A 21,264-nucleotide genomic window follows, 5' to 3' on the forward strand; every position below is an offset into this window, starting at 1 on the left:
TTGTGCTTCCGTTTGCCGCCTGTCTTTTCATGCCCAATTCCTCATTCTTCATTCCTCATTCTCCATTAAGCGAAGCGCCCGGCGTCAGCATTATCGCGCTGAGCCACAACCACGCGCCGTTTCTGCGCGAGGCGCTTGATTCCGTTCTGGCCCAAACCTATCCGCACCTGGATGTATGGCTCGTGGACGATGCCAGCACCGATGGCAGTCCCGACATCCTGCGCGAATACGCCGCCCGCCACCCCACCTGGCACCTGCTGCTACTATCCGAAAACGTGGGCAACTGCCGCGCCTTCAACACCGCCTTTTTTCAAAGTGAAGGCGAGCTCGTGATTGACTTTGCCACCGATGACGTGCTGCTGCCGGCGCGGGTGGCACTGCAGGTAGCGCAGTTTCAGGCCGCCGCCGCAGTAGTAGGCATGGTGTATTCCAATTGCGAGCTGATTGACGAAGCCGGCCGCTCGCTGGGCCTGCACCACCGGCCCAACGGCCCCAACCAGCTGCGCCCCGCGCCCGCCAGCGGCTGGGTCTTTGCCGAGGTGCTGCGGCGCTACTTCATCAGCACGCCCACCATGATGATGCGCCGCGCCTGCCTCCAAAGCCTGGGTGGCTACGACGACACCCTGGCCTACGAGGACTTCGATTTCTGGGTGCGGGCCAGCCGCGACTGGCAGTTTCTGTACCTCGACGAAGTGACCACCCGCAAGCGCAGGCACCCGCGGAGCATGAGCGCCAAGGCCTACCAGCGCCACGACCCCTACCTGGCCTCCACCATCCGCGTCTGCACCAAAGCCCTGGCCCTGGCCCGCACCCCCGCCGAGCGTGCCGCCCTGGCCGTGCGCCTGCGCTGGGAGCTGCGCCAGGCCGTGCGCCGCCACCGCTACGCCGAAGCGCGTACCCTGAGCCAGCTGCTGGGCCAAACCATCCGCCTCACGCTCCTCGACCGCGCACTGGCCGCGTGGAGTAGGCTGTTGGCGTAGATTCCCTGTTAATTTTGACGATTCCAATCCAAACTTCTACCGCGAGCCCTACCCCGCCATGAATCCGACCGACCCGGCCGCCGATGCCATGCCCTTCGACCATCTGCACCTCGATGGGCAGCCTCTGGCCTACCGGGTAGAGGGGGCGCCCGTGGCCGTGGCCAGCGAGCAGGTGCTGCTGGCCCACGACACCGACCTGAGTGCCCGCGCACCGTGGGCGGCGGCAGGCTTTGCCGTGGTGCCGGGCCTGTCCGGTGCCGCCCAACGGCAGCTGCAAGCGGGCCTGGCCGAGCTGTTGCGCGAAGCCCTGCGGGCCGCCGGCTGCCCCGTTGCCCCCGATTTCGACATCACGCAATACCACCACGCCGTGGGCGACGACGCTGCCCGCCACCTGGCCGTCATCGCCCAAACCAAAGCCTACGACCTGGCCCGCCTGCCCGTGGCCCCGGCCCTGCTGGAGCAGCTGGTGAGCGCGGCCTGCGGCCAACAAGTGCGGGCGCACAACCCGAACGTGAACGAGGCCGTGTTCCACCTGCGCATAGTGCGGCCCTACCGCTCCGACCAAAATCCTCTGCACCGTGACGCCTGGCTGCCGCGCTACCGCAACGCCCTGAACATTTACCTGCCCGTGGCGGGCAGCACCGCGCAGTCGTCGCTGGTGCTGGTGCCCGGCAGCCACCACTGGCCCGAAAGCGCCGTGGAGCGCACGGCCGGCGGGGCCATTTACCACGGCGTGGCCTACACGGTGCCCGGCGTGCTACGCCCGGTGCGCCCGCTGCACCCCCTGCGCCCCAACCCCGGCCCCGACGAGGTGCTGGTGTTTTCGCCCTACCTCCTGCACGGGGCCGCCGCCAACCTCAACGCCGATGCCACCCGGGTGTCGCTCGAAATGCGCTTCTGGCCCGCCTGATGCCGCCGAACCAGCTTTCTTAGCGGCTTCATTCACTTTGCCGCCGTGCCGCATTCCGCCCGATTCACCGTTTTTATTCGCGTAGCGCTGCTCCCTTTGGCGCTGGTGGCCGCAACGGTGGCCGGCCTGGGCAGCTACTTCGAAGCCAGCGATGACTTGCTGCTGGCATGGCTGTTTTCGGGCGTCATTGCACTGCGGCCGGTGCCTTCGGTGCCGCTATATTTCCACGGGTTTGGGCATGCGCTGGCGGCCGCCTACACGGCCGTCCCCACCGTGCCGTGGTTTGGCCTGTTGCTGGGGGGAGGCCTGCTGTTGGCCACGGTGCTGACTTTCGCGGTGCTCGATAAGCTGCTGCGGCCGCGGTGGCGGGCCGAGGTCGTAACCCTGGCGCTGGTTGTGTTTTTTGGGCTGGCCTGGGTCGAGCACTGGCTGTGGTTTAGCTACGTGCGGGTGGCGCTGCTACTGGCCGGCGCGGCGGTGCTGTTCGCGGCGCAGCGGCCGGGAAGCCGGAAGGCCCTGGCAGTGGGTCTTGTGGGGCTGCTGGCCGCGTGGTGCATGCGGCCCAGCCTAGCCGTAATGGGGCTGGCGGTTGCCCTGCCGGCGGTGGTATGGCTGGCCGGCAGCTGGCGGCAGGCGCTGGCAACGTTGGCTGGCAGCGTTGCTGTGCTGGTGCTGGCCACCCTGCTGGCCGCCGCAGCTCAAACGCCCAACGAGGCCCACACCCAGGCCCGGGACCGTTATTTTGCCCGTATTCTCGATTTCGACCAGCTCCGGCCCCAGCCGCGCACGCCGGCCGATAGCCTCGGCACGGCTGCCCTGAGCCTGTGGCTGATGGGCGACGCGACCGTGGTGAACGAGGAAATGTGCCAGCGGGCTTACCAGTTCGACGTGCGCGATTTTCTCACCCGGGAAGTGCCGGCCAAGCTGTACCTGCGCGCCGGCCTGCTGCTGCGCGACTATTTCCCGCTGTTGCTGGCCCTGGCGGCCACGGCTTTTGCCGCCGGGCGTCGGCCCGGGTTCGCGGTGGGCTTCTGGCTGGTGCAGGCGGCCTTTGCCGGGATGCTGGTTTTTTTGGCGGGCTGGCTCAAGCTGCCCCCGCGACTGGAGCTGCCCATTCTCGATTTCTGGTTGCTGGCCAATGGAGCGTTTCTGCTGAAGCCAACCGAGACTTCGGCGCGCCGGGCGATGCCGGCGTTCGTGTGGCCGGCCTTCGCCTTGGCCGGTGTGGTGGCGGGGCTGCTCTACGGGGCCAAAACCTGGCACCGCCACCAGGTCCTGAGCCAGGAGAGGCGCCAGCACGAAAGCGGCCTGCGTTACATTCAGGCCCGGAGTGGCGGCTCGGTTCGCATATTGGCCGGCACCAACGATTTGCTGAAAAGTCTCTCGCCCTTTCGCGGTTATTCCCTCGGCCCCGGCCCGGTGCTGCTGCTCACCGGCTGGTCTTCGCACGATGCGTCCCAGGCCCGCCTGCGCCAGGCCCTTACCGGCACCACCGACCAGACCGAATGCCTCCGTCGGCTGGCCCGGCGGCCTACTTTTGGTGTGTCGCCCCAAGCGCTGTGGGTGCTCAGCCCCGAAACGGCGCACTGGCTCAGCCGCCGCTTCGGCCTGGACGGGCCGCGCCTGCTGCTCTACCCCGAAGCGGCCGCAATACCCTGCGGTCCCGACTCGTGGGTACGGGTGTACCACTTTCAGGGGCCGGATAATCCGTGATATTGAGGCTGAAAAGGCGCTTTTTAGGTGCCGAATCGGTCAAAATGCCATAATCTTATACCCGCCCCCCTACGGTTGGGTAAGACCTTTGTTGCGCGAAAAGCGTTTCTTTAATTAACCCCTCACGCTTTTTTGCCCCATTTCCATGCAAACCTCCATATCGACTACCCGCAGCGAAGTCCTGCAACAGATGGAAGGCTTCGTGAAATCGAACATGAGCACCTTCCTCAAAAGTGTGGAAGAAAGCTGGCAGCCCGCCGATTTCCTGCCTGATTCGCGCCGTGACACGTTTTTTGACGAAGTAAAGGAGCTGCGCGAAAAAGCCGGTAGCCTCAGCTACGACCTGCTGGCCGTGCTTATCGGCGACACCATCACCGAGGAAGCCCTGCCCAACTACGAAGCCTGGTTCTACGAGCTTGATAACATTAACCGCGACCGCAACAACGGCTGGGCCGAGTGGATTCGGGGCTGGACGGCCGAGGAAAACCGCCACGGCGACCTCCTCAACCGCTACCTCTACCTCAGCGGCCGCGTGAACATGCGCGAGTTTGAGGTGAGCACCCAGTTTCTCATCAATGACGCCTTCGACCTCGGCACGGCCAACGACCCGTACCGTGCCTTCGTGTACACCAGCTACCAGGAGCAGGCCACTAACATTTCGCACCGCCGCGTGGGCCAGCTGGCCCGCACCGCCGGCGACGACCAGCTCTCCAAAATCTGCGGCATGATTGCCGGCGACGAAAACCGCCACGCCCGCGTGTACAAGTCCTTCGTGACCGAGATTTTCAAGTACGACCCCTCGGAAATGATGCTGGCCTTCGAGGACATGATGCGCAAGAAAATTGTGATGCCCGCCCACTACATGCGCGAAATGGGCGTGGAGATGGGTAAAACCTTCGGCCACTTCACCGATGCCGCCCAGCGTCTGGGCGTGTACACCAGCGCCGACTACACCGATATCCTCGATTCGCTCATTGCCGACTGGGATATTGAGCACCTCGGCGGCCTCACCGGCGAGGCCGAAAAAGCCCGCGACTACGTGATGGCCCTGCCCAACCGCCTGCGCCGCGTGAGCGACCGCATGGCCGTGCCCAAGCTTGAGTACAAGTTCAAGTGGATTTCGTAGCATCGCGCTACTGCCTGAAAATCAAAAAAAGCCGCTTTCCCTGTTGGGAAGCGGCTTTTATCATTTGGCGATAGCTGCCCCAAAACCTAAATCAAAGCCAGCATTGGCCCGAGGTTCTGGTGTTCAGAGTAGTGTTGGCGGCGATTATTTCTCCACTTTCACGCCTTTCCAGAAGGCGACGCGGCCGGCAATTTCCTTGGCGGCGTCCTTCGGCTCGGGGTAATACCAGGCGGCGTCTTTGTTCTTCTCACCGTTCACGCTCAGCGAGTAGTAGCTGGCGCGGCCTTTCCAGGGGCAGCTGGTTTGGGCCACGCTGTCCTCAAAAAACTCCTTTTTGATGGAATCGGCGGGGAAATAGTGGTTGTTTTCGACCACTACGGTGTTGTCGCTCTCGGCCACAACGGTGTTGTTCCAGATTGCTTTCATTTCATTTAACAATTAAGATTTATCATTTAGCACCTGACTGGTATCGGCTGGTGGCAAACGCTGAGCTGATAGATGGCCCAGCGGTGCTACTAATGAACATCCACGCTCGCTCAGGTGTTTGCAAACTACTACTCGAATGGTCCACGCCATACGATTGCTAAATGATAAATGTTAATTGTTAAATGACATGGTTGGCTTCCGCTTCCGCGATTTTGTTCCCGAAGACCAGCCCGAAAAGGGCTTTGAGTCGTTATTTAAGCTGTTCATGCAGCTCGTTACCATCACCTCCGGCGACGTAGGCGAGGCCCTGCAATGGCTCAATGAGCTCGACAAGCAGTACGGCCTCACCGACGACAACTACGGCATGGGTAATTTCATCGATGACCTGAAGAAAAAAGGCTACATTGATGAAAATGAACAAGCTAAGGGCGAATTCAAGATTACGCCCAAAACCGAGCAGGGCATCCGTAAGAGCGCGCTGGAGGAGATTTTTGGCAAGCTCAAAAAGAGCAGTACCGGCAACCACCGCACGCCCCACACCGGGCAGGGCGACGAGCAGAGCACCGACCTGCGCGAGTTCCGCTTCGGCGATTCGATGGAGTCGATTCAGATGACCGAGTCTATCCGCAATGCCCAGCTGAACCACGGCATGGAAAGCGACGAGTTTATGCTGACCGAAGGCGACCTCGAAGTGCGCGAAAACGAGCATAAGTCCCAGACCAGCACCGTGCTGATGATTGATATCTCGCACTCGATGATTCTCTACGGCGAGGACCGCATCACGCCGGCCAAGAAGGTGGCCATGGCCCTGGCCGAGCTCGTGAAGCAGAAGTATCCCAAGGATTTTCTCGATGTAATTGTGTTCGGCAACGATGCCTGGCAGATTGAAATTAAGGACCTGCCGTACCTGCAAGTTGGGCCGTACCACACCAATACCGTGGCTGGCCTGGAGCTGGCCATGGACCTGCTCCGCAAGCGCAAAACGCCCAATAAGCAGATTTTCATGATTACCGACGGCAAGCCCACTTGCCTGAAAGAAGCCGGCGGCTATTATAAAAATAGCTTCGGCCTCGACCGCAAAGTGGTGAACAAGACCCTGAACCTGGCTGCCGCCGCCCGCCGCGTCAAAATCCCCATCACTACGTTCATGATTACCTCCGACCCGTACTTGCAGAAGTTCGTGGAGGAATTCACGGAGGTTAACCAGGGCAAGGCGTATTATTCGGGCCTGAAAGGGTTGGGCCACCTGGTGTTCGAAGACTACAAGAAAAACCGGCGCAAGACGCTGTAAAATCATCTTTTTTGTTGTGCTGACGAAGGAGGCATCTTATCACGGTTGCTTTTGTCAGCTTATACTATTTCAAACGGCGCGGACGTGATAAGGTCTTTCGCGCGGCTCAGGATGACAATTATCCCCCTTCATGTCCCACGACCAGCTTCCAACCAACCACTCCGCCCACATCACCACCCTCGGCCAGCTGAAAAAATCTGGCTACAAGCCCCGCACCGTGAAAGCCGAGCTGCGGGAAAACCTCATCCGCAAGCTCCGCCTGAAGGAGGACGTGTTTCCCGGCATTTTCGGCTACGATGAAACCGTGATTCCAGAGTTGCAGCGCGCCATTCTGGCCGGGCACCATATCAACCTGCTTGGCCTGCGCGGCCAGGCCAAAACCCGCATTGCGCGTCTGCTCATCAATTTGCTTGATGAGTACATGCCCGTGGTGGCCGGCTCTGAGCTGAACGACGACCCGCTGCAGCCGTTGTCGGTGTTCGCCAAAAACCTGATTGCTGAGCACGGCGACGACACGCCCGTGACCTGGATGCACCGCAACGACCGGTACACCGAGAAGCTGGCCACGCCCGACGTATCGGTGGCCGACCTCATCGGCGACGCCGACCCCATCAAAGCCGCCACGCTGAAACTACCTTACAGCGATGAGCGGGTGATTCACTTCGGCCTGATTCCGCGGGCGCACCGGGGCATTTTCGTGATTAACGAATTGCCCGATTTGCAGGCGCGCATTCAGGTGTCGCTGTTCAATATTCTGCAGGAGGGCGATATTCAGATTCGCGGTTTCAAGGTGCGGCTGCCGCTCGATATCCAGTTCGTGTTCACCGCCAACCCGGAGGACTACACCAACCGGGGCAGCATCGTGACGCCGCTCAAGGACCGGATTGATGCCCAGATTATCACCCACTACCCCAAGTCGATTGAAATCGGCAAGCGCATCACCAAGCAGGAAGCCCGCATTAAAGATGAGCAGAAGGGCATGGTGACCAGCAACGAGGTAATCCACGACCTCGTGGAGCAGGTGGCCGTAGAGGCCCGCGGCTCCGAGTTCGTGGACGCCAAGTCGGGCGTGTCGGCCCGCCTCACCATCTCGGCCTACGAGCAGGTGATTGCCGGGGCTGAGCGCCGCGCCTTGGTGAATGGCGAAGCCAACACCTACGTGCGCCTGGGCGACTTCATTTCGGCCGTGCCCGCCGTGACGGGTAAGGTGGAGCTGGTGTACGAAGGCGAGCAGGAGGGTGCGGGCATAGTGGCCGAGAAGCTGATGGGTAAGGCCATCCGCACGCTGTTCCTGAACTACTTCCCCGACCCCGACAAGAGCAAGAAGCTCAAGAACCGCCCCTCGCCCTACAAGGCCATTCAGGAGTGGTTCGGCAACGGTCACACGCTGGATTTGCTGCACGACGCCAGCACCGAGGACTACAAGCACGCGCTCGACCTGGTGCCCGGCCTGCGCGACATCGTGACCGAGCTGCACCCCAACGAAACGCCCGAGCACACTTATTTCCTCATGGAATTCCTGCTCCACGGCCTGAGCGAGCACAGCCTGATTTCGCGCAACCGCCTCACGGCCGGCGCGCAGTTCAAGGATTTGCTGTCGTCGATGTTCACCATGCCCACCTTCGGCGAGGATGAGGACGACGAGGACGAGGAGGAAAAGCCGCGCAAGCGCCGGTAATCCCCGCCGTAGCGCGGACTTTCAGTTCGCGCCGAAATACGAAAACGCCCCGCGTACCAATTGGTGCGCGGGGCGTTTTTGCGTGTCGAGTCTTCGCGCTGATGCCAAGAAGGGTGCATCTTTACGGTGTTTATGAGGCCTCCCTCCCGACTTTTTTGCTCCCGTCCGGTGATGATGGGCCTGTTGCTGCTGGCGCTGCTGCCCTTTCTGGGGCTAATGCTATTTGCCCAGCCCGCCATCGATGACTTCGACAACGCTGCCACTGTCGCCAAGCTGGGGCGTTGGGGAGCGCAGCGGTACTGGTACTGGTACTCGCACTGGTCGGGACGCTTTGTAGCTATTGGCGTATCTACGCTGCTCAATCCGTTGTCATATGGACCGCGCCATGGGGCTGCGCCGGCGGGGCTATGGGCGTTACGTGGGGTGTTGCTGGCGCTAGGGCTAGCCTTAATAGGTGCCTTGCAGAAGCTGTTGCGGGCCGTGGAACTGGCTCTAGCCCCCGCGCAGATGGGCCCGCCCGTGGAATGAGCTGGGCGCTAGCTATGGCCGTGGGCGTATTGGCGCTGAATGCGCTGCCCGAGCCGTTTACGCTACTTTTCTGGTACAGCGGGGCGGTAAATTATATGCTCCCGCTAGTGCTTACGTTGGGTTTTGCCGCCGCCGCGCTCCGGGCGAGGCAGTTGCTCCCGGGGGCACCTTATCGGCGGCGCTGGGCCAGCGTGGCTACGGTGTGTTTGGTAGGGGCCGTGGGCGGTGGCGAAGTGGCCATGCTATGCTGCGGCGTGCTGCTGGCTGGGCTGGGGGCTTGGCCCTGGGCCAGCGGTATGCCTGCGCCAGTCGGTTTTCGGGGGCTGTGGATGGTATGGGGCGGCGCGTTTCTCCTTACGGCGGGGCTGCTTGTCGGCGCTCCCGGCAACCGGCAGCGCCACGGCATGGCCGCCCCCGATGCGGCCGGGCCTTATCACCGCTGGGTACTGCTGGCTCCGCGCACGGCCCTCGCGGCGGCACGCATGACGGCTCGCCCACCGGTGGCCGGGGCCGCGTTGGTGCTGGCTGCTGCCGTGCTGCTCACTTCGGCCGGGCAGGTTCGCCCGCGTCCCCGGCGGCGGGAGTTGGTACTGGTGCTGGCGGGTTACATCCTGTTGAACTGCGCCGGAGTAGCCTTCCTGAAGGCATTTTTTATGCACGATAAATGGGTGGAAGCCATGCCCGACCGGGTAGTTAATGTGCTGGTGGTGCAGTTGCTAGTGTCGACTAAGGTGCTGGCAATGTGGGTCCGGCAGTGGGCATCGGCCGGGCCCGGTCGGCTGCGTGGGCAGGCCGCTACGCTCACGCTTACGGGGCTGGCGCTGGTACTACTGCTCACGGGCCAAGCCCGCCGCGCCTGGCAGGAACTGCTGTTCATGGCCCCCGACTATGCGTTGCAAATGCAGGCTCGCTACGAGCGGCTGGCGGCTGTCAGCCGCCGAGGTGGGGCCGAAGCGGTGCTGCCGCCTTTGCAGTTGCCGCGAGCTATGGGCTTGCTCGCCCCCATTCCATCGGCTCGGCAGCGCGCAGATGTCCACGTAGAGTTGTTTGAGGATGCTGGGCAGAAGAATAATTTGTTTCTGGCGCACTACTACAAAATTGCCCGCGTCCGGCTGTCGGGGCCGCCGCCGCTGCCGACGCAATAATGCAGTTATACTCCTGAAATACCGAAGCTGTTTAGAAAGTCACAAAAGGTACTCAAACGGTCATGCAGCGCGCAGCGGAGCATGACCGTTTGAGCACCTTTTGTGACTTTCTAAACAACTCCAAAAAAAGGCGGACCGAATGGGTCCGCCTTTCTAATGTGTCGCAAAAGCCAGGCCTTACTGCCAGGTGTCGTTGCGCGTCTGGCTGGTGCCGCTGGGGGTGAAGGTGCGGTTGGCGCCGCCCTCGTACAGCACGTTGCCGGCCGCGTCCTTGCGGATGTATTTAAAGCTAACCGAAGTGCCGCTGGTCAGGTTGATGGTGCCTTTCCAGACGGGGTAGGCCGCGCCGCTGAGCTTGATGGCGTTGGCCGTATTCCAGGCCCCGAGCTGGGCGGTGCTGCCCAGCACGTACACATCCTGGCCGCTCACGGTGCCGCTGTAGGTCACGTTGAAAGCCACGGCCGTGGTGCCTCCCGTGGGGGGCGGGGTGGTGGTGCCGCTGGTGGGCACCCATACGGCGTAGGAGCGGGCCCCCACCGGGAACACCGCGTAGCCGTTGGCATCGGTGGTGATGGTGCCGGCGTTGTTGCCGGTGGCATCGGTGAGCGAGGCGCTCTTGAAGGGGGTGGTGATGCCCTTGCTGGCGGCGCTGCCACCGTCATTCAGCAGCTCCATCAGGCCCTTGTGCGAGGTGTCGCCGGCGCGGGAGTAGGCGTACACGTTGGCATCATTCACACTGGTGTATTCGGCGGCCGCGCCGTAGCCGTTGGCTTTGCGAATGGCGATGAGCTTCTTAATCTGCGCGCCCAGGCCGTACTCGTAATAGTCGCGGTAGAACACGCAATGGTAGCCCTTGTCGCGGGTGAGGATGTAGGCGTAGGCCAGCATTTTCAGGTTGGAAACCGGCGAGAACAGCGCGCCGCCGGTCTGGTCGGTATCGTGGTTATCGACGAACGAAACCGACAACGCCCCGTTGGCCTCGGTGAAGCCGGCGAACTGCAGGCCGCGCATGTCCCAGCTGCCATTGCCGTTGCTCATGTCGTTGAACAGGTAATGCAGCGGCACGTCGAACAGGCTGGTGCGGCCGCCGGTGCTGGCGGCGTAGTTGTTCATGTCGCCTAGGTTGCGGAACCAGGCCTCGCTCACCGCGAAGCGGCCCGAAGTGCCCTTCACCGCATCCCCAGCCACTGGTTCACGAAGGGCGTGTACATGTGCTTGGTGGCATCGAGGCGGTAGCCGTCGAGGCTGAGCTTGGTGGTAATCCAGTTGCCCCAGCCGATGGTTTCGTTGACGTTCGAAGGGTTGTTGTTGTACTGAATCTCGGAGCCGAGTAGATTATCGTAGGCGTCGCCGTTGGCGTAGGGCTGGAAATCGTAGGCTTTCCATTGGTACCAGCCGTTGTTGAGGGCCTGCTGGGTTGCCGTAAAATTGCCCCAGTGCCACTGGTCGTTGCTGTAGGTATTGTTGCGGCCGGGGTAGGTGAAGCTCGTGTACACGTTGTACTGGCCGTTGGCCAGCTCCTGGGCATCGGCCGAGGAAAGTGGTTCATCACCATGTCCTCGTACACCTGCACGTCTTGGCCGTGCAGCGCCCCAATGGCACTTCGCAGCTGCCCGATGGTGCCGTAGCGCGTGGCCACGGTGCCCTTCTGGTTGAACTCGCCCAGGTCGTAACGGTCATATACGCCGTAGCCCATGTCCAGCGCGCCCGAGCCCTTGTATGCCGGCGGTAGCCACACGGCTGTAATGCCGGCCTGGCTCAGCTCGGTGGCTTTGCTGCCCAGGTTCTGCCACCAGGTCGGCGGGTGTGCTGGTGGGCACGTCCCAGTAGAAGCCCTGCATCATCACCCCATTTACCACGGTGGCGTTGGAGGTAGCCGGGGGGCACAGCGGTGGGCGCGTCTGCGCCCGGCGTGAGGGTTTCTTTCGCGCAGCCGGTCAGCAACAGGGCAGCAGCGAGCGATACGCAGGCTGCCCTGCGGAGAAATTGTGTCATAAAGTGGTGGGAATTGGAGTGTGAAGCCGAAAGGCACAGCGCCGGCTAAACCCTATTAAAGTATAGGACTTTGGCATTTGCACTCCTGCTAATTTACCCCCACAATCGATGCCGAAAATTGTATTTCACTCCAAAGCGCAACGATTTAGCATGATAATATCATAAAAATAATATCTAAAAAAATTAAATAATGCAAAAGTTTGCCCAAAACATGGGCCTTGTTTAAAATATTTTCAACATATCCGGCTCCGGCGGTGCCGGGCTGCCCGGGTGGTAAGTGCTGCGGCCCGGCGGGCGGTGCTGGCCCTACTCGCCCAGCTTGCCCGGGCCCAGCCAGCGCGCCACCGGGTAGCGGTTGTGGCCGGGCTCGTGGTAGGCCGAGCTTTGGTACACCCATTCGAGCTGAGCAGGGCCGTTGGCGGCAAAAGCGGCGTTGTCCTGCTTGAGTTTCTCCAGCCGCTCGCGCAGCTTCGGGTCGCGGCGGAGCAGGTCGGTGGCCAGGTCCTCAAACACGTAGTCGGAGAAATGCTCCTTCTGCTGAAGCACGCTGTCGAAAAAGCCCCAGGCGAAGAAGGAGTCGGTGGCCTGCGGCTCCAGCGTTTCCATCAGGTAGCGGATGGGGGCGGCATCGTTCAGGTACACCACCAGGTCGCCGGGGAGGAAAGTGGTGGTTTCCGGGCGGGTTTGCAGGCGCACTTGGCTGTGCACGTAGTGGCCCTCGAAGGGCTTGGGCGTGGTCTTGAAATCCTCGAAATAATACGCTTCCACCGGCGCGGTCACCTTGCGGGTCAGCGGCTCCAGCGTGGCCCCGTTGCGGCGCAGGATATCGGCCACCTCCGTCCAGGCTTTGGGAATGATGTAGGCCGTGGGCCGGCCGGCGGTGGCGGTTGGTTTGAAAGTATTGAAATATTGCACGGGCCGGGTGAAGGGCGCGGCACGGTCGTAGTAGAGGCGGGGCTGGCCGCTCACTTCGCTGGGCTTCATCCGGCCCTCGTAGCCCCGGAACTGCACGGTTTCGTGCTGGGTTTCGTCCAGCGCCCAGACGAGGGGGAAGGTGGTTTGGGCGGCCATGTCGGCGGCGGCCTGGGTGCGGGCGGCTGCCAGCGCGGGGGCCTGCTGGCCCACGGTTTCGAGCATGGTGAGCAGGAAGTCATAGGTGGCGTGCACGCGGGGCGCGAAGGCCTTTAGCATGTGCGTCTCGGGCATAAAGCCAATGGTGTTGAACAACGCCGCGTAGCCGGTGGAGTAGCGCGGCGATTCCAGAAAAGCGCGCAGGCCGCTCTCCGGCGTCTGGCCCTCAAAGTCCACGTAGGGTGTCATCGGCCACTTCTTCTGCTCCATGCGCTTGTAAAGCGTCGGCAGCAGCTGGCCCTGCAGGTAGGTGCCCAGCGCCGGGGCCAGCTTGCTGTGCTGGGTGGCAATGAGTGTCATGGTATATTGATAATCGGCCCCGTTGGAGGTGTGCGTTTCCACAAATACATCGGGCTGCCACTTCTGGAACAGCGCCGCGAAGGACCGGGCATTGCGCGACTCCTGCTTAATGTAGTCGCGGTTCAAATCCAGGTGCCGGGCATTGCCCCGGAAGCCGTAGGCCGCCGGCCCATTCTGGTTCACGCGGGTCGTCGAGTTGCGGTTCAGCATCCCGTCGATATTATAAACGGGCACGATGACGACCGTGACCTGCGCCAGCAGCTTTTGCAGCCGGGGCTGCTGCATCAGGTCGCGCGCCAGCATCATGCTCGCGTCGATGCCCTCCGGCTCGCCGGGATGGATACCGTTCTGGATGAAGACCACCGGTTTGCGTGCGGTAAGCTTTAGCTTGCCGTCCGGGCTTTCCTTCGACGGCAAGCTAAAGCTTACCGCACTACTCAGCACCACTTCGTGCAACGGCCGACCGGCATCGGTGGGGCCGGCCTCGGCCAGGTGCAGGTGCGTGGGGTAGGCGGCGGCCAGCTTCTGGTAGTAGGCGATGCACTCGGCGTAGGTAGCCGTGGTGTTGCCGGCTGGGTCGTTTTCGAAGGGCGTGCGCCAGGCCGGGGCCGGGGCGGGCAGGGTGGGAGCAAGGGCCATGAGCGAAGCAAGGAGCAGGATGAACATAGCTGCAAAGGAACGGCAGGGAAGAAGATGCCCGGCGAGAAACTCACCTTCTTACCAACCGAAGGTCAGCGAAGCTAAGGAGGGGACGCCGGCGCGCAGCGCCGGCTGGGGTGGTTGTTGGCGTTGGATGGCGGTAGGTAGCGTTAGGTAGCATTGGCTGGCAGTTGGGATAATCCCGAACGAAACCCGCCCTAAGCTGTTCAACGCCCTAACCACCCCCGTCCGCGCTTCGCGCGAACATCCCCTCCTTAAAAAAGGAGGGGAGTTTCTGCCTCCGCCTACCTTTGCCCAACCCTAAACATCCTTAGCCCATGTCCGCCGCCCTCCCGCGCCCCCTTATTCTCGTTTCCAACGACGACGGCATCACTGCCCCCGGCATCCGCCACCTCGTTGAAGCCATGGTGGCCCTCGGGGCTGAAGTCGTGGTTGTCGCCCCCGATTCGCCGCAGTCCGGAATGGGCCACGCCATCACCATCGGCCACCCGCTGCGCCTCACCAAAAACCCGGTGTTCGGCCCCGAGGTGGCTGCCTACGAATGCTCCGGCACCCCGGCCGATTGCGTGAAAATCGCCAAGCACTACGTGCTCAAAGACCGTACCCCCGACCTCGTGGTGTCCGGCATCAACCACGGCTCCAACGCCTCGGTAAACGTGCTGTACTCAGGCACTATGTCGGCGGCTATTGAAGCAGCCATTGAAGGTCTGCCCGCCGTGGGCTTCTCCCTCTGCGAGTACGGCCCGAACGCCGATTTCTCGCACGCGGCCGAGTGGGTGACCCAGGTGTGCCGCCACGCCCTCGACCACGGCATCCCCGCCGGCACGGCCCTCAACGTGAATATCCCCAAGAAATCCGAAACGCCCATTGCCGGTTTGCGTCTGGCCCGTCAGGCCCGTGCCAAGTGGCAGGAGGAGTTCGACCGCCGCCTCGACCCCTACCAGCGCCCGTATTACTGGCTGGTGGGCCAGTTCGTAAACCTCGACCCCGGCACCGATACCGACGAGTGGGCGCTGGCCCACAACTACGTGTCCATCGTGCCCTGCAAGTTCGACCTCACTGCCATGCAAGGCCTGGCCCACCTCAGCCAGCAGTGGCAGCTGCCCCTGCCCGAAGCGCAGGAAGTGGCCATCCCACCCCAGCCCGTGTCCTCGGAAGATTACGGGGTAGCCAACCAGGAATAATTCTGTTAAGCTTGTCACCCTGCGCATTCTGCGATTAAAACAGAATGCGCAGGATGACAAGCTTAAAAAAACTTGGCTAGTTAGCCGGCGCTTTGTTGTGGGCAGGAAGCGCGGATTCGCGCGTTTTAATTGGCGAAGAGTGGTGCGCCACTACCAGCCGCACCGTTTTGGGCGGCATGGGGGCCGTGGTCGATTTGCGCACCACCATGGGCGGGGCCGTCAGGCCGGGCAGGGGCAGGGCGCTGCGGTGCAGGGCCACTACCTCGGTGCCCAGGGCCACCAGCAGCAACAGCAACAGGCTACCAAGCAGGATTTTCAGCAGAGTACGCACGGAAAGTAGAATGACTTTCCGAAACTACCAGTACCCCTATGAAGCCGGCATGAATCCCACCAATAATTTGGTGGCCGGCTGAAAATCCAGGATAAATGCCGTGCCCCGGCCCACCTCCGACTCGGCCCGCAGCGTGGCCCCGTGAAAGCCCGCAATGGTCTGGGCAATGGGCAGCCCCAGCCCGTAGCCCTCCGGCGAACCGGGCGCGTTGGAGTTGAAGCGCCGAAACCGGTCGAAAAGGTACGGGATGTTTTCCGGGGCGATGCCGGGGCCGGAATCCTCCACGCGCAGCGTGTAGCCGCCGGTGGGCAGGGGGCGGCCCAGTACCCGGATGCTACCGCCCTCGCGGTTGTACTTAATGGCGTTGGAGAGCAGGTTGCGCACCAGCGTGTGCAGCAGGCTGGCGTTGGCGAGGGGGCGGGTGTCGTCGCCGGTAATGTCTACTTCCAGGGTAATGTCGCGCTGCTGGCGGCGGTCGTCCAGCTCCTCGGCCACCTCGGCCACGGCGGTGCTCAGGCGCACCGATTCGTTGCGCAGGTACTGCTCGTTTTCGATGTTGGCGATGAGCAGCAGGGTGCGCACAGTGTTGCGCAGGCGGTAGAGCGTGCGCTGCGATTCCACGATTTGCTGGGCGTGCTGCTCGGGCAGGGTGGGGTCCTGCAGCATGTTTTCGAAGCGCGATTGCAGGATGCTGGCCGGGGTGAGTAGCTCGTGGCTCACGTTGCTCATGAACTCCCGCTCCTTGGCAAAAGCCGACTGCACCTGCCGCATCAGCGAGTTCAACCGGTCGTCGAGGCGACGGAAGTCAGTGGTATCGGTATCAATGGGTTCAAACTGAAAATCCGACGGCTGCCGGATGCCCCGCAGCTTGCGTATAGTCAGCTCGCGCAGGGGCTCTAGCAGGTAGTGCGCAAAGGCTGCATCGGAAAATACGGTGAGTAGCGAGGCCGCCACCAGCACCCACAGGGCCAGGTTGCGCAGCGTCCCGGTCAGCAGCTCCACCGTTTCCAGGGAGGAGCCAATCTCGACCCGAAATGCTGGCTGGCCCGCCGCCTGGGCCGGCCGCGCAAAACTCAGAATCCGAAAATCCTCCACTTGCTGGTCTACCTGCCGGGGCTCTTCAAAGATGTGCTCGGGCGGCAGGGCCTTGCCGGCGGCTAGCGGCGTGAGCGTAATGTATTCCTGCTTGAAGATGTTGTAGTCGGCGTAGGTCTCGACCCGCTCGCCGCGCTCGAACGCCTGCAGGCCATCGCGGGCAATGAGGGCCAGCACCTGCTGCTTTTTGGCCCGCAGGTACAGGTCGGTGTGGGCCACGGCCACGCGCTGCACAATGGGCGGAATCACCAGGGCCCCCAGCAGCACCAGCAGCAGCTTGGACAGGGCATTGAAGAGGGCAAGCTTGGCTTCGAGACGCATTTTGGTAAATGAGTAAGTGAAGCTGTTTAGAAAGTCACAAAAGGTACTCAAACGGTCATGCAGCGCGCAGCGAAGCATGACCGTTTGAGTACCTTTTGTGACTTTCTAAACAACTCCAGTGAGTAAATGAGTAAGGCCGAGAGCGGCAATGCTGCTGGTAAGAAGGAAGCACCAGCAAATTTACTCGGTACTACCAGCGTGCAACTCCCATTCACTTACTTACTCACTTGCCATTTTGCCGCTACTCCGCCGCCCGGTAGCCGATGCCGCGCACCGTCTCCAGAAAGTCGGAGGAGGCGAACTGGGCCAGCTTCTTGCGCACGTTTTTGATGTGCACGTCGATGTAGTTCGAGTCGGAATCGTCTTCGAGCACGTTGCCCCACAGGTGCTCGCCCAGCTGCAGGCGCGTGAGGACGCGGCCCCGGTGCAGCAGCAGGTAGTGCAGCAGGTCGAACTCCTTTTTGGTGAGGGGCACTTCCTGGCCGCCGTGCCGCACGATGCGGGCGTTGGGGTCCATGCTAAAGCCTTGGCCGAAAGTGATTTCTGGTCGCTTAAGGTTGAACTTGCGGCGCGTGATGGCCTGCATGCGGCTGGTGAGTTCCAGCAGCGAGAACGGCTTGGGTAGGTAGTCGTCGGCCCCGAGGTCGAGGCCGCGAATGCGGTCATCGAGCGCGCCGCGCGCGGTGAGGATGATGAACGAGGCCTCCTGGTTTTCATTCAGGCGGGCTTCCCGGAGCAGGTCGAGGCCATCGCCGCCGGGCAGGCCCAGGTCGAGCAGCACGAAGTCGTAGCTGCTCACGTAGAGCTTTTCCGAGGCCTCGGCGTAGGTGTAGGCCGAATCGACCAGGTACTGGGCTTGCAGCAGAAACTGCCGCATTTCTTGGTGCAGGCTTTTTTCGTCTTCGATGAGCAGAACGTGCATGGGGCAAAAAAGAGGGTGACGGGTGAGGCTTTCGGGTACAACATACGACATGTGCATCTGAACGGGACATGAAGGACGGTTTTCATTCCGGGCCGGGCCAACGATTCAGCCCCCTCAAACTTTGTGGCGTATCTTTCCCAGCAACATCTTGCCACGTTTTCTTCCTGCTTTTCTGATGAAACACTGCTTTCTATTCTGGCCGCTGCTGTTGGCGGCCCTGGTCACGCTGGCCAACAGCGCCGCCGCCCAGGCCCCGGTCAAATCCAAATCCAAAGCCAAGCCCATTGTCACGACGGTGTACATTGTGCGCCACGCCGAAAAAGATTCGACCACCGACCGCACCGACCCTACGCTCTCGGCCCTGGGCCAGACCCGCGCCCTGGCTCTGCGCAAAACCCTGATGGGCTACCACCCGGCGGCCCTTTTCACCACCGAAACCAAGCGCACCCGCGCCACCCTGGCCCCCCTGGCCGAGGCCCTGAAGCTGGAGCCGCAGGTGTACGACCCGAAACGGGGCCGTGACCTGACCGACCGCATTCTGAAAGAATACGCCGGAAAATCGGTGGTTATCGTGGGTCATTCCAACAACGTGCTCTCGCTCATCGACGATTTTGGGGCTACCCCGCCGGTGGAAGAAATCGGCGAAAACGACTACGAATACCTCTTCACCGTGCGCTTGGTGGAAGGAGCCATGCCCACCGTCGACATGCGCGGCTATGGCCCCGAGCGCCGGCAGAGCCCCAAACCAGGCAAGGCTGCACCCATGGTTCAGACTGCGCCCATGAAGTAGCCGCTGCGGCTTGCCAAAGCCGGTAAAGATGCCCAAGGCTGCCGCTTCTCTCTGCTCTGCGTGAGGGGCGGCGGCCTTATCTTTTGAGGCCCTGCACCAGTAGCTGCTCCGGCAACTTCCGGGCCTGCTGCTGGCCGGGGCCGCACCCCGCAATGGCCCGCCGCCGTACTTTCGCCCACGCCCGGCCACTACGGTCGCGGATTTCAGCTTGTCGCTTTATGCCTTGTTCCGTAAAAAAAATGCTGGTTTTGGCCGGCACCCTATTGGTCATCAACGCTCCGGCTGAGGCCCAGTCGCGCAAAAAAGCCAAGGGCACGCCCGCGCCCGTCGCTGCGGCCCAAGCCGACCAGACCGACTCGCTGGCCCTGCGCAAAATTTTCGATGAAGCCCTGCTGCGCGGCGAGAGCTACGACAACCTGCGCTACCTCACCGGCACCATCGGGCCCCGCTTGTCGGGCTCGCCGCAGGCCCAGCAGGCCGTGGAGTGGGGCAAGGCCACCATGGAAAAAGCCGGGTTCGACCGCGTGTACCTGCAGGAGGTGATGGTGCCACACTGGGTGCGCGGCAGCAAGGAGCGCGGCGAAATCATTGGGAATAAGGACAAAGGCGTGCGGGTGCCGGTGTGCGCCCTGGGCGGCTCGGTGAGCACCGGCGGCAAGCTGAAGGCCGGCGTGGTGGAAGTGCACAGCCTGGAAGAAGTGAAAAATCTGCCCGAAGCGGCCGTGAAAGGCAAGTTCATATTCTATAACCGGCCCTTCAACGATGTCCTCATTGAGCCGGGCGCGGCCTACGGCGGGGCCGTGGACCAGCGCGCCAACGGGGCCATCGAAGCCGCCAAACGCGGGGCCGTGGGGGCCCTGGTGCGCTCCATGACCAGCGCCCGCGACGATAACCCGCACACCGGCACAATGCGCTACGCCGAGGGCGTAGCCAAGGTGCCCGGCGCCGCCCTTAGCACCAATGCCGCCGACCGGCTCAGCCAACTCCTCAAGGCCAACCCCGACCTGCAGTTTGAGCTGGAAATGGAGTGCATTACCCTGCCCGACGAAAAAAGCTACAACGTGGTAGGCGAAATCAAGGGTAGCAAATTCCCGCAGGAAATCATCACCGTGGGTGGCCACCTCGATTCCTGGGACCTGGCCCAGGGCGCCCACGACGACGGCACCGGCTGCGTGCAAAGCATGGAGGCCCTGCGCCTGCTGCGCGCCGCCGGCTTCAAGCCCGAGCGCACGGTACGCGCCGTGCTCTTCATGAATGAAGAAAACGGCACCCGGGGCGGCAACGAATACGCCCGCCTGGCCGCCCAGAATCAGGAAACGCACCTCGCCGCCATCGAGTCGGACGGGGGCGGGTTCACGCCGCGCGGCTTCACCGTGGAGGGCGACCCCGCCACGGTGGCCAAGCTGGCCCGCTTTGCCCCGCTGCTGCGGCCCTACCACGCCGCCGACGTAACGGCCGGCCACTCCGGCACCGATATCGAGCCCCTGCAAGCCGCTGTGCACCCCAAAGCCCTCATCGGCTACAAGTGCGACTCGCAACGCTATTTCGACATTCACCACACCGCCGCCGACACCTTCGACAAAGTGAACCGCCGCGAGCTGGAGCTGGGCGGGGCCAGCATGGCGTCGCTGATTTACCTGCTGAGCAAGTATGGCTTGTAAATCACTGATTTTCGCGGATTAACCGTGATTTCGCTGATTTCTTTTCCGTAGAAACGGCCCCACCTGCTTGCGCGGGTGGGGCCGTTCTGTTTCATAGCGGGCTCGTGTTCGGAATCGCCGGAAGACTCCGTTAGCGAATCAGCGAAATTACGGTTAATCCGCGAAAATCAGTGATTTAGTTCTGGCCCAGAATCGAGAACAGCTCGTCGAGCTTGGGCGTGAGGATGATGTCGGTGCGGCGGTTCAGGGCCTTGTTGGCGGGGGAGTCGTTGGCCACCACGGGCATGTACATCGAGCGGCCCGAGGGCGTAACCTGGGCGGGGTCCATGCCGGCCGTGGTGAGCAGGCGGGTGATTTCCGTGGCCCGCATCACGCTCAGGTCCCAGTTGTCCTTAGCCCCGCTGGCCGTGGTGCCTTTGATGGGCACGTTGTCGGTGTGGCCTTCTACCAGCACGTTCACGTCCTTGTTGTCTTTGAGGGCGGTGGCCAGCTTGCGCAGGGCATCCTGGCCTTTGGGGTCTACTTTGGTCGAGCCCGATTTGAAGAGCAGCTGCTCGGAAAGCGACACGTACACCTTGCCGTTTTTCACGCTCACCTGCAAATCCTGGGCGTTAAAGCCCAGCAGGGCATCCGAAACGCGCTGGCGGAGGGCTTTGGTAGCGGCATCTTTCTGGGCCAGGGCATTTTGCAGGTCGGCGATGCGGGCGTTTTTATTTTGCAGGTCGGCATTCTTGTTCTTGATGTCTGTTTCGGCATCGCCCAGATTCTGATTCAGCTGGCTAACCTGCTGGTTTTTATTGAGAATCGAGTTGCGTAGCTCATCCTCGTTGCGGGCTTTGGCCGAGGCCAGGGCATTTTTTTCCAGCGCCAGCTGGTCGCGCGATTTGGTGAGGTCGGAGTTCTGCTGTTGCAGGGCCGCGATTTCTTTCTGGTTGCAGCCGGGCAGTGCCAGCAGCGTGGCACCTAGCAGCATGGTGGGGAGGAGGCGGAAATTCATAAGTGTGAAAGAGAAGTAAAGAAGTCGATTAGACCTCGAAATGGTCCAGCCTTGAAACGGAGCCCACCCGCAGGGGTTAC

The 21,264-nt window shown here is 62.1% G+C and carries 19 protein-coding genes and 1 pseudogene; 11 read left to right on the forward strand and 9 right to left on the reverse strand.

The genetic code is table 11. The features are described from left to right. Positions 1–29: 29 nt before the first annotated feature. The 4 genes from KQ661_RS12530 to KQ661_RS12545 all read left to right on the forward strand — a co-directional run bounded on the left by KQ661_RS12530 (position 30) and on the right by KQ661_RS12545 (position 4,729). Positions 30–980: a glycosyltransferase gene (locus KQ661_RS12530; protein ID WP_216688667.1), complete on the forward strand. Its 951-nt coding sequence runs from the start codon at positions 30–32 to the stop codon at positions 978–980. A gap of 58 nt (positions 981–1,038) precedes the next feature. After that, positions 1,039–1,890 (forward strand): phytanoyl-CoA dioxygenase family protein, encoded by an 852-nt coding sequence (locus KQ661_RS12535; protein ID WP_216727188.1) that lies wholly within the window; start codon positions 1,039–1,041, stop codon positions 1,888–1,890. A 45-nt stretch (positions 1,891–1,935) separates the two neighbouring features. Continuing rightward, entirely contained in the window at positions 1,936–3,603 is a 1,668-nt protein-coding gene (locus tag KQ661_RS12540; protein ID WP_216727189.1) for a hypothetical protein, read from the forward strand. A 145-nt stretch (positions 3,604–3,748) separates the two neighbouring features. Then, entirely contained in the window at positions 3,749–4,729 is a 981-nt protein-coding gene (locus KQ661_RS12545; RefSeq protein ID WP_216727190.1) for an acyl-ACP desaturase, read from the forward strand. 144 nt (positions 4,730–4,873) lie between these two features. Here KQ661_RS12545 and KQ661_RS12550 read toward each other — a convergent pair whose 3' ends face one another. Continuing rightward, the gene (locus KQ661_RS12550) at positions 4,874–5,155 is read right to left on the reverse strand and encodes a DUF427 domain-containing protein (RefSeq protein WP_216688671.1); all 282 of its coding nucleotides are present in this window, start codon (positions 5,153–5,155) and stop codon (positions 4,874–4,876) included. A 187-nt stretch (positions 5,156–5,342) separates the two neighbouring features. On the opposite strand from KQ661_RS12550, the gene KQ661_RS12555 reads away from it, so the two are divergent. The 4 genes from KQ661_RS12555 (at position 5,343) to KQ661_RS12570 (ending at position 9,797) form a co-directional block, all read left to right on the forward strand. After that, positions 5,343–6,446: a vWA domain-containing protein gene (locus KQ661_RS12555; protein WP_216688672.1), complete on the forward strand. Its 1,104-nt coding sequence runs from the start codon at positions 5,343–5,345 to the stop codon at positions 6,444–6,446. A gap of 130 nt (positions 6,447–6,576) precedes the next feature. Further along, complete coding sequence (locus KQ661_RS12560; protein ID WP_216726016.1) at positions 6,577–8,124, forward strand: sigma 54-interacting transcriptional regulator; 1,548 nt, start codon at positions 6,577–6,579, stop codon at positions 8,122–8,124. 171 nt (positions 8,125–8,295) lie between these two features. Further along, the gene (locus tag KQ661_RS12565; RefSeq protein WP_216727191.1) at positions 8,296–8,652 is read left to right on the forward strand and encodes a hypothetical protein; all 357 of its coding nucleotides are present in this window, start codon (positions 8,296–8,298) and stop codon (positions 8,650–8,652) included. After that, entirely contained in the window at positions 8,649–9,797 is a 1,149-nt protein-coding gene (locus tag KQ661_RS12570) for a DUF6056 family protein (protein ID WP_216727192.1), read from the forward strand. The genes KQ661_RS12565 and KQ661_RS12570 overlap by 4 nt, the downstream gene beginning before the upstream one ends. A gap of 177 nt (positions 9,798–9,974) precedes the next feature. Here KQ661_RS12570 and KQ661_RS22860 read toward each other — a convergent pair whose 3' ends face one another. From KQ661_RS22860 to KQ661_RS12580, 4 genes and pseudogenes are all read right to left on the reverse strand, one after another. Next, on the reverse strand, positions 9,975–10,985 hold the full coding sequence (locus KQ661_RS22860; RefSeq protein ID WP_317196104.1) for an alpha-amylase domain-containing protein: 1,011 nt from the start codon (positions 10,983–10,985) through the stop codon (positions 9,975–9,977). Next, complete coding sequence (locus KQ661_RS22865; RefSeq protein ID WP_317196160.1) at positions 10,967–11,293, reverse strand: alpha-amylase family protein; 327 nt, start codon at positions 11,291–11,293, stop codon at positions 10,967–10,969. The genes KQ661_RS22860 and KQ661_RS22865 overlap by 19 nt, the downstream gene beginning before the upstream one ends. A 101-nt stretch (positions 11,294–11,394) precedes the next feature. Further along, positions 11,395–11,535: pseudogene (locus KQ661_RS22870) on the reverse strand (alpha-amylase); the annotation flags it as partial. Positions 11,536–12,098: 563 nt separating this feature from the next. Continuing rightward, positions 12,099–13,889 (reverse strand): M14 family metallopeptidase, encoded by a 1,791-nt coding sequence (locus KQ661_RS12580; protein ID WP_216688678.1) that lies wholly within the window; start codon positions 13,887–13,889, stop codon positions 12,099–12,101. 311 nt (positions 13,890–14,200) lie between these two features. Between KQ661_RS12580 and surE the strand changes: the two genes are divergently transcribed. Beyond that, positions 14,201–15,067, forward strand: a complete 867-nt coding sequence (gene surE / locus KQ661_RS12585; RefSeq protein WP_216688679.1) for a 5'/3'-nucleotidase SurE — start codon at positions 14,201–14,203, stop codon at positions 15,065–15,067. Between the two features lie 76 nt (positions 15,068–15,143). On the opposite strand, the gene KQ661_RS12590 is transcribed toward surE, so the two are convergent. From KQ661_RS12590 to KQ661_RS12600, 3 genes are all read right to left on the reverse strand, one after another. Next, positions 15,144–15,398: a hypothetical protein gene (locus KQ661_RS12590; RefSeq protein ID WP_216688680.1), complete on the reverse strand. Its 255-nt coding sequence runs from the start codon at positions 15,396–15,398 to the stop codon at positions 15,144–15,146. Between the two features lie 36 nt (positions 15,399–15,434). Continuing rightward, complete coding sequence (locus tag KQ661_RS12595; RefSeq protein WP_216688681.1) at positions 15,435–16,814, reverse strand: sensor histidine kinase; 1,380 nt, start codon at positions 16,812–16,814, stop codon at positions 15,435–15,437. 241 nt (positions 16,815–17,055) lie between these two features. Then, positions 17,056–17,736 carry a response regulator transcription factor gene (locus tag KQ661_RS12600; protein ID WP_216688682.1) on the reverse strand — a complete coding sequence of 227 codons (681 nt, stop codon included), beginning with the start codon at positions 17,734–17,736 and terminating at the stop codon, positions 17,056–17,058. A gap of 175 nt (positions 17,737–17,911) precedes the next feature. Between KQ661_RS12600 and KQ661_RS12605 the strand changes: the two genes are divergently transcribed. After that, positions 17,912–18,526, forward strand: coding sequence for a phosphoglycerate mutase family protein (locus KQ661_RS12605; protein WP_216688683.1), 615 nt, complete (start codon positions 17,912–17,914; stop codon positions 18,524–18,526). A 218-nt stretch (positions 18,527–18,744) separates the two neighbouring features. Beyond that, on the forward strand, positions 18,745–20,187 hold the full coding sequence (locus tag KQ661_RS12610; RefSeq protein ID WP_216726019.1) for a M20/M25/M40 family metallo-hydrolase: 1,443 nt from the start codon (positions 18,745–18,747) through the stop codon (positions 20,185–20,187). A gap of 175 nt (positions 20,188–20,362) precedes the next feature. Here the strand turns inward: KQ661_RS12610 and KQ661_RS12615 are convergent, their stop codons facing one another. Continuing rightward, a complete protein-coding gene (locus tag KQ661_RS12615) occupies positions 20,363–21,184 on the reverse strand; it encodes an OmpA family protein (protein WP_226915550.1) in 822 nt (273 codons plus the stop codon). Positions 21,185–21,264 lie beyond the last annotated feature (80 nt).

It is taken from the genome of Hymenobacter siberiensis, from assembly GCF_018967845.1.
Taxonomy (GTDB): Bacteria; Bacteroidota; Bacteroidia; order Cytophagales; family Hymenobacteraceae; genus Hymenobacter; species Hymenobacter siberiensis.

What these genes read in the sequence shown, in the direction of transcription:
- KQ661_RS12560 (WP_216726016.1), top strand. Translation starts at nt 6,577, where the DNA reads ATGTCCCACGACCAGCTTCCAACCAACCACTCCGCCCACATCACCACC.
- KQ661_RS12535 (WP_216727188.1), top strand. Translation starts at nt 1,039, where the DNA reads ATGAATCCGACCGACCCGGCCGCCGATGCCATGCCCTTCGACCATCTG.
- KQ661_RS12530 (WP_216688667.1), top strand. Translation starts at nt 30, where the DNA reads ATGCCCAATTCCTCATTCTTCATTCCTCATTCTCCATTAAGCGAAGCG.
- surE (WP_216688679.1), top strand. Translation starts at nt 14,201, where the DNA reads ATGTCCGCCGCCCTCCCGCGCCCCCTTATTCTCGTTTCCAACGACGAC.
- KQ661_RS12615 (WP_226915550.1), bottom strand. Translation starts at nt 21,184, where the DNA reads ATGAATTTCCGCCTCCTCCCCACCATGCTGCTAGGTGCCACGCTGCTG.
- KQ661_RS12570 (WP_216727192.1), top strand. Translation starts at nt 8,649, where the DNA reads ATGAGCTGGGCGCTAGCTATGGCCGTGGGCGTATTGGCGCTGAATGCG.
- KQ661_RS12580 (WP_216688678.1), bottom strand. Translation starts at nt 13,889, where the DNA reads ATGTTCATCCTGCTCCTTGCTTCGCTCATGGCCCTTGCTCCCACCCTG.
- KQ661_RS12555 (WP_216688672.1), top strand. Translation starts at nt 5,343, where the DNA reads ATGGTTGGCTTCCGCTTCCGCGATTTTGTTCCCGAAGACCAGCCCGAA.
- KQ661_RS12595 (WP_216688681.1), bottom strand. Translation starts at nt 16,814, where the DNA reads ATGCGTCTCGAAGCCAAGCTTGCCCTCTTCAATGCCCTGTCCAAGCTG.
- KQ661_RS12610 (WP_216726019.1), top strand. Translation starts at nt 18,745, where the DNA reads ATGCCTTGTTCCGTAAAAAAAATGCTGGTTTTGGCCGGCACCCTATTG.
- KQ661_RS12600 (WP_216688682.1), bottom strand. Translation starts at nt 17,736, where the DNA reads ATGCACGTTCTGCTCATCGAAGACGAAAAAAGCCTGCACCAAGAAATG.
- KQ661_RS12545 (WP_216727190.1), top strand. Translation starts at nt 3,749, where the DNA reads ATGCAAACCTCCATATCGACTACCCGCAGCGAAGTCCTGCAACAGATG.
- KQ661_RS12565 (WP_216727191.1), top strand. Translation starts at nt 8,296, where the DNA reads ATGATGGGCCTGTTGCTGCTGGCGCTGCTGCCCTTTCTGGGGCTAATG.
- KQ661_RS12550 (WP_216688671.1), bottom strand. Translation starts at nt 5,155, where the DNA reads ATGAAAGCAATCTGGAACAACACCGTTGTGGCCGAGAGCGACAACACC.
- KQ661_RS12605 (WP_216688683.1), top strand. Translation starts at nt 17,912, where the DNA reads ATGAAACACTGCTTTCTATTCTGGCCGCTGCTGTTGGCGGCCCTGGTC.